Source organism: Kutzneria sp. NPDC051319, assembly GCF_040682195.1.
Lineage (GTDB): Bacteria > Actinomycetota > Actinomycetes > Mycobacteriales > Pseudonocardiaceae > Kutzneria.
This window is the reverse complement of record NZ_JBFBAM010000052.1, coordinates 54,157-67,188: the sequence shown is the minus strand read 5'-3', so window position 1 is coordinate 67,188 and position 13,032 is coordinate 54,157. Positions and strand designations below refer to the sequence as shown.

Sequence of the window (13,032 nt, the reverse complement as noted above, 5' to 3'; positions counted from 1 at the left end):
CCCGTTCACGGGGGGGGGGGGGCCCCCCCCCCCCCCCCCCCACCACCGGATCCTCAGTGCACCTCGGCGGCCTGGCTGGTCCAGGTGGCGTACATCTGGGTGTACTTGCCGCCGGCGGCGACCAGTTGGTCGTGCGAGCCGACCTCCACGATGCGGCCGTCGTCGACCACGACGATGCGGTCGGCCTTCATCGCGGTGGACAGGCGGTGGGCGATGAGGATCGCGGTCCGCCGCTCCAGGAGCACGTCCAGGGCGTCCTCGATCTTGGTCTCCGACTGGAGGTCCAAATTGGACGTCGCCTCGTCGAGGACCAGAACCCGGGGCTGGGCCAGGAAAGCCCGGGCCAGGGCGACGAGCTGGCGCTCGCCCGAGGACAGGGACTGACCGCGCTCCTGGACGACGGTGTCCAGGCCCTGGGGCATGCGCTCGACGACCTCGACCAGGCCGACGGCCCGCAGCGCGTCCCAGACCTGGTCGTCGGAGGCCTCGGGCGCGGCGAAACGGATGTTGTCACGCAGCGGCCCGGCGAACAGGAAGGGCTCCTGGGGGACAACGCCGAGCTGGCGGCGTAACGACTCGATGTGCAGGTCACGCAGGTCGTGGCCGTCGATGAGCACCCGGCCGGCCGTCGGGTCGTAGAACCGGGTGACCAGCTTGGCCAGGGTCGACTTGCCGGCGCCGGTGGGACCGACGAAGGCCACCGTCTCGCCGGCCCGGATGTCCAGGGACACTCCCGAGATCACCGGGCGGTCCGGCAGGTAGCCGAAGGTCACGTCGTCGAAGGTGATCTCGCCCTCGACCGGCGGCAGCTCCACCGCCGTCGGCGACTCGACGACGGCCGGCGCCTGGCCCAGCAACGACTTCAGCTTGGTGATGGACGACTGCCCCTGCTGGTACATGTTGTACAGCTGCACCAGCTGCTGGATGGGCTGGAAGAACGCCCCGAGGTACAGCAGGAAGGCCACCAGCTCGCCGATGGTGAGCTCGCCGTCGGCGACCATGCCGGCGCCGATGGCCAGCAGCGCGAGCTGCCCGGCCACGCCGACGACCTGGGTGCCCGGCCCGTACCACGAGTTGATCCGGCCGGTCTGGACGTTGGTGTCGTAGTACTTGCCGGTGACCTGGCGGTGGTGCTCGATGTTGTGCCGCTGGCGGTTGTGCGCGGTCACGATGCGAACACCCTGCAGGCTCTCGGAAAGGTCGGCCAGCACGTTGGCGATGTTGTCGCGGACCTTGACGTACCCCTTGCTGGACGCCCGGTGGAACCACAGGGACATCGCCGTCAGGATCGGCACCACCAGCACCACGGTGATCAGCGCCAGCCGCACGTCGAAGGTGAACAGCACCACCGTGACGGCGACCATGGTCAGGCCCTGGATGGCGAACTGCACGAGACCGTCCTGCAGCAGCTGCTGGAGGTTCTCGATGTCGCTGGTCATCCGGGTCATGATCACGCCGGCCTTCTCGCCGGTGTAGAAGTCCAGCGAAAGCCGTTGCAGCTGGGTGAAGACCCGCACCCGCAGGTCGTTCATGACCCACGCGGCGATCCGCCCGGTGACCTTCACCCGGGCCGCCTGGGCGAAGCCGGTGACCAGCAGGCTGACCAGGTACACGGCGGCGACCATCACCAGGACGCTGTAGTTCTTGGCGATGATGCCGCTGTCGATGCCGATCTGCGTCAGCTTCGGGCCGGCCTGCAGGGTCAGGGCCTCGACGACCACCAGCACACCGGCCAGCAGCGTCATGCCCAGGTACGGCCGGACCAGCCGCCGCAGGCTCAGCTTCGCGCCGTCCGGATCGGGCCGCCCGTGGTCGAAGACGACCTCGGGCTGCGGGTGCTCCGGCTCTTCGGCCAGCAGCTTGTTGACGCCGGCCTGCATCTCCTGCGGCACACCGGCGAACGGCAGCCCGGCCGCCGCCGCGCCACCACGGGCGGCGCCGAACATGCCGCCGCCTCCACCTCCGGGAAACGTCATCGCGCCACACCCCCCAGTTCTTCGACATTGGCCTGCGCCAACACTTCCGCGTACAACGGCGTGCTCTCCAACAGCTCGGTGTGGGTGCCGTCGGCGACGATCTCCCCGCCGTCCAGCAGCACCACGCGGTCGGCCAGGCTGATCGTGGACAGCCGGTGCGCGATGATCAACGTGGTCCGCCCGGCGAACAGGGTGCGCAGCCCGGCGTGGATCTCCTGCTCCACCTGGACGTCGATGGCGCTGGTGGCGTCGTCGAGCACCAGGACCGGCGGATTCACCAGCAGCGTGCGGGCGATGGCGATGCGCTGCCGCTGCCCGCCGGACAGGGTGTAGCCGCGCTCGCCGATCACGGTGTCGTAGCCCTCGGACAACTCCGTGATGAACTCGTGCGCCCCGGCCAGCCGCGCCACCCGCTCGATGTCGGTGATGTCGGCGTCGGGCCGCCCGTAGGCGATGTTGTCCCGCACCGAGACGGAGAACAGGAACGGCTCGTCCAGCACGATGCCGACGGTGTCCCGCAGGCTGTGCAGGGTTGCCGAGCGCACGTCGTGCCCGTCCACGGTGACGGAACCCTCGCGCACGTCGTAGAAACGCGGCAGCAGTCGGGCCACAGTGGACTTACCGCTGCCGGTGCGGCCGACGAGGGCCACGGTTTCGCCGCTGTTGAGCCGCAGCGAGAAGTTGTCCAGCACATCCGGACCGTCGCCGTAACCGAAGCGGACGCCGGAGAACTCGACATCGCCGCGAACACCGGTCAGCTCCACGGCGTCCGGAGCGTCGACGATCTCCGGCTTCTCGTCCAGGACCTCGTACAGCCGCTTGGCCGAGGCCGACGCCCGCTGACCCATCATGATCAGCATGCCGATCATGGTGAACGGGATCTGCAGCATCAGCAGGTAGGAGTTGAAGGCCAGGATGGCGCCGACGCCGAGACCGCCCTGGATGGCCAGGTAACCGCCGTACAGCAACACGATCGCCATGCCGACCCGCGGCAGGTTCTGTGCCGCCGGCGTCCACCGGGCCCGCAGGTCGGTGTCCTTCACATACGCCCAGCGCACCTTGATCGCGGCCTTCTGCAGCAGCGACAGCTGGCGCCGTTCGGCCGCGAACGACTTCACCACGCGCACGCCGTTGACGTTCTCGTCGACCACGGTCGCCACGTCGGCCAGCCGGGCCTGGATCAGCCACGACACCGGGAACATGGACCGCTGCATCTGCCGCGAGGTCACGAACACCAGCGGCATCGGCAGCATGGCCAGGATGGCCAGCGGCACGCTGATCGCGAGCATGTAGCCGAAGGCCACCACCGCGATTCCGCACTGCACCAGCATGAACGGCGCGAACGCCAGGTACATCTGCACCGACCGGATGTCGGAGTTGGCCCGGGAGATCAGCTGCCCGGTCTGGGCCCGGTCGTAGAACGGGAACGACAGCCCCGTCAGGTGCTCGTACATCAGGTTGCGCAGGTCGTACTCGATCTTGTACGCGGTGCGGAACAGCAGCTGGCGGGCGAGGAAGCCGGCCACCAGCATCACCGCGGTCAGCCCGACCAGCCACCACATGTAGTCGGCCAGCGGCACGTTGTGGGTGGTGATCGAGTTGTCCAGCGCGTTCTGGATCAGGCTCGGCACCTGCACCGACACCAGCAGGCTCAGCGCCGACGAGGCCAGCGCCGTGCCGAACATCAGACGGTGCGCACGCACCAGCGGCCATGCCCGCCGCAGCCAGGACCGGCCCGGATCGGGGTCGATCGCGGCCGTCGGCGGCGGATAGGTCTTGCTCACCTGCATTCCCCCCTTTGCGCGCCCTCGCGGGCGGCCCATTCGGCTTGCCTTGCCTTGGTCAACGCTTCGGTCCACAGCAACAGTCCGGCCATCGCCTGCTCGGCGTGCGCCGGTTCGAGGTGCTCTGACAGCCGGTCCAGGCTGCGCCGGATCTCGGTGTTGCCGGCGGCCAGCAGCTGCCGGCCGTCGTGGGTGATCGTGTGCGTGACCTTGCGACGATCGGTCGGATCCGGCTCGCGCCGGACGTAGCCGCCCCCGACCAGGCCGTCCATCACCGCGGTGACGGTGGCCGGCTTGACCGACAGCATCCACGCCACCCGTGACGCCGACGACGCGGTGGCCGAGGCCAGCACCGACAGCATCCGGTACTGGGGCAGCGTCAGCTCCACGCGCAGCAGCGCCCGCTCGGTCAGGCGCGCCAGCCGGGCCAGCACCATGCCCGGTTCGACTGTTTCGGGTGTCACATATTCAGGGTATCAAATACTGAGCCTACATCCGTAGTTGTGGATGTACGGGGTTTCCCGGATGTCGTGACCACGTGTGAGGCAGCACCATGGCGATGCCCGGGGGGACTGGGCACAAAAAGGGGAGAGGGCGAGGCGATGGCATCGCAGGACGTGGCGGACGCGGTCAAGGGGCTCGACGAGTCCCTCCAGGCCCTGCCGGCCACGATGATCAGCGCGCTGAACGGCTGGCGCCTGGTCAACCCGGAGCACGACCCGAGCGACCCGGCCAGCCACGAGACCTACTCCTTCCCGGAGTGGCTCGTGCGGTCGAGCGTGCGGGCCGGCCGGGCCGAGGCGATGGCCACCGCCGCCCTGGAGGCGGTCAAGGCTTTGGCCGCCGTCCAACCGGGGCTCGACCCGGACAGGGTGCTCGAGCTCATCGAGCGCCGGGTCGACGCCGCGATCTCCTGACTGGCCGGGGAGGGCTGGTCAGGAGCGCCCTGAAGGAGGTTCCGACCCGTCGGGTGGGGGCCGGAGCCTCCTTCAGGTGGATGACTGAGTTGTCGGCAGTCGTCAGGGGTGAGTGCGTCGCTGGGCCGATGTCGGAGGTCGGCGGTCAGGCCGTCGTCAGAGGGCCGACATCGGTCACAGTGATCGCCGCCGTGCCGGACTCGTCCGACCCGTGCAGGTCCACCTCGGCGCTGATGCCCCAGTCGTGGTCGCCAGCGGGGTCGTCGAACACCTGCCGGACCAGCCAGCGCTCGGGTTCCTTCTCGATCTGCAGCAGCTGCGGCCCGCGGGCATTCGGTCCGGTGCCGAGCCGGTCGTACTCCTCGAAGTACGGCTCCATCGCGTCCCGCCAGGCGACCGTGTCCCAGCCGTACTCGGCGTCCATCTCGCCCAGCAGGTCGTAGCGCCGCAGCGCGGCCAGCTCGACCCGGCGGAACAGGGCGTTGCGCACCAGCACCCGGAACGCCCGCTCGTTGGTCGTGACGGCCGGCGGCCGCTCGTCCAGGGGCTGCTCGACCTGCTCGTCGGTGGGGTTGGCCAGCTTCTCCCACTCGTCGATCAGGCTGGAGTCGACCTGCCGGACCAGCTCGCCCAGCCACTCCACCAGGTCGGTGAGCTCCTCGGTCTTGGCCTCGTCCGGCACGGTCTGGCGCAGCGCCTTGAACGCGTCGGCCAGGTACCGCAGGACCAGGCCCTCGGACCGGGCCAGCTGGTAGAAGCCGATGTACTCGGTGAAGGTCATGGCCCGCTCGAACATGTCGCGGACCACGGCCTTGGGCGAGAGGTGGTGGTCGAGCACCCACGGGTGGCCGCGCCGGTACGCGTCGTACGCGGCGTTGAGCAGCTCCTCCAGCGGCTTCGGGTAGGTGACCTCCTCCAGCAGCGCCATCCGCTCGTCGTACTCGATGCCCTCGGCCTTCATCGCGTTCACGGCGTCGCCGCGCGCCTTGAACTGCTGCGCCGACAGCACCTGCCGCGGGTCGTCCAGCGTCGCCTCGATGATCGACACCGTGTCCAGCGCGTACGTCGGCGACTCGCGGTCCAGCAGGTCCACCGCGGCCAGGGCCAGCGGCGACAGCGGCTGGTTGAGGGCGAAGTTCAGCTGAAGGTCGACGGTGACGCGGATGGTGCGGCCCAGCTCGTCCGGCTCGTCCAGCTTCTCCACCACGCCGGCCGCCAGCAGACCCTTGTACATCGCGATGGCCCGCCGGATCAGCCGGATCTGCGAGCGGCGCTCCTCGTGGTTGTCCTCCAGCAGGTGCCGCATGGCCTTGAACGCGTCGCCCGGCCGGCCGATCACGTTGAGCAGCATCGAGTGGCTGACCTGGAAGCTGGAGGTCAGCGGCTCGGGCTCGGCCTCGACCAGCCGGGTGAAGGTCGCCTCGCCCCAGGACACGAAGCCCTCCGGTGGCTTCTTGCGCACCACCTTGCGCCGCTTCTTGGGGTCGTCGCCCGCCTTGGCCAGTGCCTTCTCGTTCTCCACGACATGCTCGGGGGCCTGCACCACGACCATGCCGACGGTGTCGTAGCCGGCGCGGCCGGCCCGGCCGGCGATCTGGTGGAACTCGCGGGCCTTGAGGTGCCGGGTGCGCACGCCGTCGTACTTGGACAGCGCGGTGAACAGCACCGTGCGGATCGGCACGTTGATGCCGACGCCGAGGGTGTCCGTGCCGCAGATGATCTTCAGCAGGCCGGCCTGGGCCAGCCGCTCCACCAGCCGCCGGTACTTGGGCAGCATGCCCGCGTGGTGCACGCCGATGCCGTGCCGGACCAGCCGGGACAGCGTCTTGCCGAAGCCCGAGCTGAACCGGAACCGCCCGATCAGCTCGGCGATCGCGTCCTTCTCGGCCCGCGTGGAGACGTTGATGCTCATCAGCGCCTGCGCGCGTTCGATGGCCGACGCCTGCGTGAAGTGCACGACGTAGACCGGCGCCTGCTTGGTCTGGAGCAGCTCCTCCAGCGTCTCCTGCAACGGCGTCAGCACGAAGCTGAAGTGCAGCGGCACCGGCCGTTCCGCGTTCTTGACCACCGCCGTGCTGCGCCCGGTGCGGCGGGTGAGGTCCTTCTCGAACCTCGTGACGTCGCCCAGCGTGGCCGACATCAGCACGAACTGCGCCTTCGGCAGCTCCAGCAGCGGCACCTGCCAGGCCCAGCCGCGGTCCGGCTCCGAGTAGAAGTGGAACTCGTCCATCACGACCTGGCCCACGTCGGCCTCCGCGCCGTCGCGCAGGGCGATGTTGGCCAGGATCTCCGCCGTGCAGCAGATGATCGGCGCCGTCTCGTTCACGCTGGCGTCGCCGGTGAGCATGCCCACCTTGTCCGCACCGAACGTGTCGCACAGCGCGAAGAACTTCTCCGACACCAGCGCCTTGATCGGCGCCGTGTAGAAGGTCCTGATCCCTCCGGCCAGCGCCGCGAAGTGCGCCCCCGCCGCCACCAGGCTCTTGCCCGAGCCGGTCGGCGTGCTCAGGATGACGTTCGAGCCGGAGACGACCTCGATCAACGCCTCCTGCTGGTGCGGGTAGAGCGACAGGCCCTGCCCGTCGGCCCAGGCGGAAAAGGCCTCGTAGAGCGCGTCCGGGTCGTTGTCGCCGGGCAGCTGATCGGTGAGCGTCATGATGGGTTGATCGTGCCCTGTCGTCGGGGTCGGATGGGAATCAGGGGCGGTCTTGGCCGTCGCCGAGGGCCAGCAGGACCTCGCGCATGGCGTCGGCCGCCGCGCGGGCGGTGTCCGGCGGCACGGCTTTCAGCAGCGTGCGCTGGGCCTCGGTGCTGGCCAGCACGGCCGCGTCGGCGGTGGTCACGCCGTCCCGGGTCAGCTGCACCCAGGTGCTGCGGGCGTCGCCCGGGTCGGCCTCGCGGGTGATCAGGCCCTCGGCGGCCAACCGTCGCAGCACATTGCTGGTGCCGCCGGAGGACAGCAGCAGCCGGGCTGTGAGGTCGGTCGGGCGCAGCCGGTGGGGCTCGCCGCTGGAGCGCAGCACCGCCAGCACGTCGTACTCGGCCTTGGTCAGGCCGAACCGGGCCAGCTGGGCGGCGGCGGCGTCGGACAGCAGGGTGTGCAGGCGGCCGGCGCGCTTGGACAGCTCCAGCTCGATGCCCGCGATCTCCGGCAGCTGTCCGCGCCAGGCGTCGAGGATGCCGTCGACCTTGTCCCGCATGTCACCCAGGTTAGCTTGCCAGCAGAAAGCTTTCGGTATAGCTTTATGTAAAGCTTTCTAGTGAGGAGTTGGACGATGCTGGTGATCAAGGGTGGGCACGTGCTCGGCGTCGGCGTGGCCGATGTGCTGGTCTCGGACGGGACGATCGCGGGCATCGGCTCGTTCTCGGCCCCGGAGGCGATCGACGCCGACGGCCTGGTCGTGCTGCCGGGCTTCGTGGACACCCATCGGCACCTCGTGCAGGCGCCGATGCGGGGCAGCGGGGCCGACCTGTCGCTGGGAGTCTTCATGGCCGAGGTGCTGCCCCGGCTGGTGCTGTCGCCGGCGGAGGTGCGGGCCGCCGTGCTGCTCGGGGCAGTCGAGGCGCTGAACGCCGGCGTGACCACCGTGCTGGACTGGGGCCACGGCGGCGCGGCCGAGGCCGAGGCGGAGGCGTTGCTGGCGTCCGGAATTCGGGCCGTGCACGGGGTTTCGCCGTTGGAGGCCCAGCGCTACGCCGCGGCCGGGCTCGTCACCGGGGCGGTCGCCTCGTTCGGGCCGATGCTGTCCCTTGAGGACAATGCCCGGGACATCGCGGTCGCCCGGTCGCTGGGCATGGTCACCACCATGCACATCACCGAGGCCGGCGCGGTCGCCCGGCTGGGCGACGCGGGGTTGCTGGGGCCCGATCTGACCTTCGTGCACGGCAACGCCGCGACCGACGACGAGCTGCGGATGCTCGTGGACGCCGGCTGCGGCTTGACCGCCACGCCGCCCGTAGAGTCGATGATGGGCCACGGCGCGCCGGTCTTCGGCCGCTTCCTCTCGGCCGGCGGCGCGCCCGCCCTCGGCGTCGACGTCGTGATCAACTCCTCCGCCGACATGTTCGAGCAGATGCGCGCCGCGCTGTGGTTGGAACGCCTTCGCGGCTTCCCACTGGCCGCCGGTTCGCTACTCCGCGCCGCCAGCGCGGACGGCGCCCGGGCCATCGGCCTCGGCGACGTCGTCGGTTCGCTCCAGGTTGGCAAGCGCGCCGACATCGTGCTGCTGGAAGGTTTCGGGCACCTGCCGTCGGAGTTGGCGGCCGGCGGCATCGTGGCCACCGCCGGCGTCTCCGACGTGCGCACCGTCCTGGTCGACGGCCGCGTGGTCAAGCGTGACGGCCTCCTCCTCGACCACGACCTGCCCGCCCTGCGCGCCGCCGTCCGCGACGTGGCCCGCCGGGTGTTGGCCTGATCGTCAGCGGTACCTTTTTCCGTTGCGCCACACGGCTTTGACCCGGGCCTTGACGTTGACCTTCTCGCCGTCGAGCAGGACGACGTCGGCCCGTTTGCCGACGGCGATCTCGCCGCGGTCGTGGTCGAGGCGGAGCAGGCGGGCGGCGTCGAGGGTGGCGGCCCGGATCGCGCCGACGGGGCCGAGGCCGGCGTCGGAGAGAAGAGAGAGTTCCCGCAACGCGTCGGCGTGCGGGGTGACGGGGTTGTCGGTGCCCATGGCGATCGGCACGCCGGCGTCGAGCGCCAGCCGGACGGAGCGGAGGTGTTCGGGGATGCCGGAGCAGGAAAGTGTTGGCACGTAAAAGGTGTCGTTGGCGGCCATCGCCGCGACGGCGGCTTCGTCCAGGTAGACGCCATGCTCGATGCTGCGGGCGCCGCAGCGGGCGGCGAGTTCCACGCCGCGGGCGCCGTGGGCGTGGACCATGACGTCCCGGCCGCGGGCGGAGCCTTCCTCGACCAGGGCCCGCATCTCGTCGGGGGTGAACTGCACGTCGTGCACGCCGGTGCCGGCGGCGATGGAGCCGGTGATCGCGGCCTTGATCCAGTCCGCGCCGGCCCGGACCATCCGGCGGACGGCGGCCCGGGCGTCGTCGGGACCGTCGAACACGGGGTCGGGCATCGACGGATCGCCGAGCAGGTCGAGCGGGCCGGTGGACGGGGTCCAGTGGTCGCCGATGCCGCCGGTGGTGCCGACCTGACGCAGCGAGATCAGCAGCTGCGGCCCGTCGATCCAGCCGGCCTCGACGGCGTGCCGCAGGCCGGCATCGGCGCCCCAGGCGTCGCGGACGGTGGTGATGCCGAGGTTCAGCAGGGTGCGCAGGACGGGGACGGCCGACAGCTGCCGGGTGGAGCGGGGCAGGTCGATGGCGGCGCCGGACAGCGCGGTCGTGAGGGCGACGTGGGTGTGGCAGTCGATGAAGCCGGGCACCAGCAGGGATCCCCGGCAGTCGACCGTCTCGTCCACATCGTCGAGGCCGGCGGCGATGCGCTCGCCGTCCAGGAACACGTCCCCGCGACGGATTTCGCCCGTGCTGACGTCGAGGTGGGCGGCGTCGCGGAGCAGGGTGCGGGTCACCCCGTCGACGCTAGCTGGTTCCCAGACCGGGGTCTCCTGCCGCGCGGGGAAATCCGTCTTTGTTTGACGGGCCGCGAACAAGACCTTAGTCCTTCATGAGCAGCCGGACGGTCAACTCCAGCCGGTTGGTGACGTCGGTGGCCGAGGCCCGTCGGGTCACCCAGGCCACGAGGTTGGACAGCCACACGTCGCCGATCACGCGGGCGATGGCCTTGTCCTCCTCGGACGGCTCCTCCTTGCCCAGCGCGAGCGTGAACAGCTCCTCGATCTGCCGTGCCACCAGGTCCACCTCGGCCGCGGCGGAGGTGTCGGCGAACATGAACGCCCGGGTCATGGCCTCGGCCAGGTGCGGATCCCGCTGCATGTTGCGGGTGATCCGGCTCAGCACGTAGAGCATGCGCTCGCCGCGGGTCTCGCCCGGGATCGGCGCGCGCTGCATGCGGTCCAGCGCGCGGTCCAGCTGCGCGCCGAGGCCCGACACCAACAGGTGGATCTTGGACGGGAAGTACCGGTACAGCGTGCCCAGCGCGACGTCGGCCCGCTCGGCCACGGCCCGCATCTGGACGGCCTCGAAGCCGCCCTTGGAGGCCAGCGCGATCGTCGCGTCGATGATCCGCCGCCGCCGGTCCCGCTGGGCCGACGAGCCGAGTTCCTCCTCGGCGATCTGGCGTGGCGTCGCAGCCATCCAAGCCCCCTGCTGTGGTCGTTGTCAGGGTCAACTTACACGATCGGAACGTGTTTCATTTTCACGTTATGCGCACGTCACACCGGTAGGGGCCTGGCCGGGAACCTCACTCGGACGCCCGTCGCCCGGCTGGAGCAGTCCCGGCAACTGAAACACGTTCTATTATCGGCCGATGTCGATGGTCATCGATGACGGTGGACGACAGCTGCGCGAGGCCGTGCTCCGGGCCGGCCCGGCGTGGTCCGACCTGGCCGCGCTCGGCCTGTTCGGACTGGCCCTGCCCGAGGCCGTCGGCGGCCTCGGCAACCCGGTCGCCGACCTGGCCGTGGCCGTCGAGGCGGTGGCCGAGCTGCTGGCCCCCGGTCCCGTCCTGCCCACTCTGACCGCCGCGATCGCCCTGGCCAGGGTCCCCGACCATCCGCTGGCCGCCAAGCTGCTGCCCGGCATCGCCGACGGCAGCGCCGCCGTCGCCGTCCACTGTGGACCGCTGGCCCTCGGTGAGTCCGGGTCCATGCTGGTCCGGGACGGCGACGAGTGGGCGTTGGTCGATGCCGTGGTCGACCCGGCCGACCCCGTGGATCTGGGCCGGGGACTCGGGTTTCCACAGGTAGGCCCGATCGCTGACGATCAGCGGCTGGGACCGTTGCCGGTGGAGGACATCCTGGCCACGCTGGCCGCCGCCGAGGCCGCCGGCATCGCCGACTGGTGCCTGCGCACGGCGGTCGACTACGCCAAGGTGCGCACCCAGTTCGGCCAGCCCATCGGCGCTTTCCAGGCGGTCAAACACCTCTGCGTCGAGATGCTGTGCCGGTCCGAGCGGGCCGCCGCGGTGGCCTGGGACGCCGCCCGCGCCTACGACCAGGAACCTGGCGAGTTCCCGCTGGCCGCCGCGGCGGCCGCCGCGATCGCCATCGACGCCGCGGTGGAGAACGCCAAGGACTGCATCCAGGTCCTCGGCGGCATCGGCTTCACCTGGGAGCACGACGCCCACCGCTATCTCCGCCGTGCGGTCTCCACCCGGCAGCTGCTGGGCGGCACCGCACGCTGGCGCCGCCGCGTCGCCGAACTGGCCAAGGCCGGGGGCCGCCGCACTCTCGGCGTGACGATCGACGCCGACCGCACCGAGATCCGCAGCCTCGTCCAGACCGTCGTCGATGCCGATGACCAGCGTAAACAGCTGGCGGACAGCGGTTTGCTGGCCCCGCACTGGCCGCGGCCGTTCGGCCTCGACGCCGGCCCGACCGAGCAGCTGATCATCGACGAGGAGCTCGACCAGGCCGGCGTGCAGCGGCCCGACCTGGTCATCGGCTGGTGGGCGGTGCCGACGATCCTGGCCCACGGCACCGAGGCGCAGCGCGAGCGGTTCGCCGGCCCGACGCTGCGCGGCGAGATCACCTGGTGCCAGCTGTTCAGCGAGCCCGGCGCCGGCTCCGACCTGGCCTCGCTGCGCACGAAGGCCGAGCGGGTCGACGGCGGCTGGAAGATCACCGGGCAGAAGGTGTGGACCTCGCTGGCCCGCGAGGCCGACTGGGCGATCTGCCTCGCCCGCACCAACCCCGACGTGCCCAAACACCGTGGCATCACGTACTTCCTGGTCGACATGCGCACGCCCGGCATCGACATCCGGCCGCTGCGGGAGATCACCGGCGACGCCGTGTTCAACGAGGTCTTCCTGGACGGCGTGGTCGTGCCCGACGAGCACGTGGTCGGCGCGGTCGACGGCGGCTGGAAGCTGGCCCGGACCACCCTGGCCAACGAGCGGGTGGCGATGAGCGGCGGCTCGTCCATCGGCGAGGAGGTGGAACGTGTTCTGGCCGCCGCCGAGCCGAGCGAACGGGTGGGCGCGCTGGTCGCCGACGGACTGGCCCTGTCGCTGCTGGAGCTGCGCGCGACGCTGCAGCGGCTGGCCGATCTCGACCCGGGCGCGGCCTCCAGCGTGCGCAAGCTGGTCGGGGTCCGGCACCGGCAGAACGTGGCCGAGACGGCACTGGATCTCGACGGGCCGCTGGGCGCTATCACCGGCGGGCACAGCCGCGAGTTCCTGCTCACGCGGTGCCTGAGCATCGCCGGCGGCACCGAGCAGGTGCTGCTCACGCTGGCGGGGGAGCGCTTGCTGGGCTTGCCCAGGGCGTGACCTTG

Annotated in this window: 10 protein-coding genes; 3 read left to right on the top strand and 7 right to left on the bottom strand. The window is 70.7% G+C overall.

The features are described from left to right. Positions 1-53: 53 nt before the first annotated feature. The 3 genes from AB0M73_RS35425 to AB0M73_RS35415 are packed head-to-tail and all read right to left on the bottom strand — an operon-like array spanning position 54 to position 4,224. On the bottom strand, positions 54-1,976 hold the full coding sequence (locus AB0M73_RS35425; RefSeq protein ID WP_363900300.1) for an ABC transporter ATP-binding protein: 1,923 nt from the start codon (positions 1,974-1,976) through the stop codon (positions 54-56). After that, positions 1,973-3,760, bottom strand: coding sequence for an ABC transporter ATP-binding protein (locus AB0M73_RS35420; RefSeq protein ID WP_363900298.1), 1,788 nt, complete (start codon positions 3,758-3,760; stop codon positions 1,973-1,975). The genes AB0M73_RS35425 and AB0M73_RS35420 overlap by 4 nt, the downstream gene beginning before the upstream one ends. Further along, positions 3,757-4,224, bottom strand: coding sequence for a MarR family transcriptional regulator (locus AB0M73_RS35415; RefSeq protein WP_363900295.1), 468 nt, complete (start codon positions 4,222-4,224; stop codon positions 3,757-3,759). The genes AB0M73_RS35420 and AB0M73_RS35415 overlap by 4 nt, the downstream gene beginning before the upstream one ends. Positions 4,225-4,362: 138 nt before the next feature. On the opposite strand from AB0M73_RS35415, the gene AB0M73_RS35410 reads away from it, so the two are divergent. After that, positions 4,363-4,677, top strand: coding sequence for a hypothetical protein (locus AB0M73_RS35410; RefSeq protein ID WP_363900293.1), 315 nt, complete (start codon positions 4,363-4,365; stop codon positions 4,675-4,677). A 145-nt stretch (positions 4,678-4,822) separates the two neighbouring features. On the opposite strand, the gene AB0M73_RS35405 is transcribed toward AB0M73_RS35410, so the two are convergent. Next, on the bottom strand, positions 4,823-7,333 hold the full coding sequence (locus AB0M73_RS35405; RefSeq protein ID WP_363900290.1) for a DUF3516 domain-containing protein: 2,511 nt from the start codon (positions 7,331-7,333) through the stop codon (positions 4,823-4,825). A 40-nt stretch (positions 7,334-7,373) separates the two neighbouring features. Then, positions 7,374-7,877 (bottom strand): MarR family transcriptional regulator, encoded by a 504-nt coding sequence (locus AB0M73_RS35400; protein WP_363900287.1) that lies wholly within the window; start codon positions 7,875-7,877, stop codon positions 7,374-7,376. A 75-nt stretch (positions 7,878-7,952) separates the two neighbouring features. Here AB0M73_RS35400 and AB0M73_RS35395 point away from each other — a divergent pair, with 75 nt between their 5' ends. Continuing rightward, positions 7,953-9,092, top strand: coding sequence for an amidohydrolase family protein (locus AB0M73_RS35395; RefSeq protein WP_363900284.1), 1,140 nt, complete (start codon positions 7,953-7,955; stop codon positions 9,090-9,092). 3 nt (positions 9,093-9,095) lie between these two features. Here the strand turns inward: AB0M73_RS35395 and AB0M73_RS35390 are convergent, their stop codons facing one another. Both AB0M73_RS35390 and kstR read right to left on the bottom strand, forming a co-directional pair. Continuing rightward, positions 9,096-10,208 (bottom strand): amidohydrolase family protein, encoded by a 1,113-nt coding sequence (locus AB0M73_RS35390; protein WP_363900281.1) that lies wholly within the window; start codon positions 10,206-10,208, stop codon positions 9,096-9,098. An 85-nt stretch (positions 10,209-10,293) separates the two neighbouring features. Continuing rightward, the gene (gene kstR, locus AB0M73_RS35385; protein WP_363900278.1) at positions 10,294-10,893 is read right to left on the bottom strand and encodes a cholesterol catabolism transcriptional regulator KstR; all 600 of its coding nucleotides are present in this window, start codon (positions 10,891-10,893) and stop codon (positions 10,294-10,296) included. Positions 10,894-11,065: 172 nt separating this feature from the next. Here kstR and AB0M73_RS35380 point away from each other — a divergent pair, with 172 nt between their 5' ends. Then, on the top strand, positions 11,066-13,027 hold the full coding sequence (locus tag AB0M73_RS35380; protein WP_363900274.1) for an acyl-CoA dehydrogenase: 1,962 nt from the start codon (positions 11,066-11,068) through the stop codon (positions 13,025-13,027). The last annotated feature ends 5 nt before the right edge of the window (positions 13,028-13,032 follow it).

Bases quoted from the DNA above. Each gene is read 5' to 3' on its own strand.
- AB0M73_RS35425 (WP_363900300.1), bottom strand. From the start codon at position 1,976: ATGACGTTTCCCGGAGGTGGAGGCGGCGGCATGTTCGGCGCCGCCCGT.
- AB0M73_RS35410 (WP_363900293.1), top strand. From the start codon at position 4,363: ATGGCATCGCAGGACGTGGCGGACGCGGTCAAGGGGCTCGACGAGTCC.
- AB0M73_RS35405 (WP_363900290.1), bottom strand. From the start codon at position 7,333: ATGACGCTCACCGATCAGCTGCCCGGCGACAACGACCCGGACGCGCTC.
- AB0M73_RS35400 (WP_363900287.1), bottom strand. From the start codon at position 7,877: ATGCGGGACAAGGTCGACGGCATCCTCGACGCCTGGCGCGGACAGCTG.
- AB0M73_RS35395 (WP_363900284.1), top strand. From the start codon at position 7,953: ATGCTGGTGATCAAGGGTGGGCACGTGCTCGGCGTCGGCGTGGCCGAT.
- kstR (WP_363900278.1), bottom strand. From the start codon at position 10,893: ATGGCTGCGACGCCACGCCAGATCGCCGAGGAGGAACTCGGCTCGTCG.
- AB0M73_RS35380 (WP_363900274.1), top strand. From the start codon at position 11,066: ATGTCGATGGTCATCGATGACGGTGGACGACAGCTGCGCGAGGCCGTG.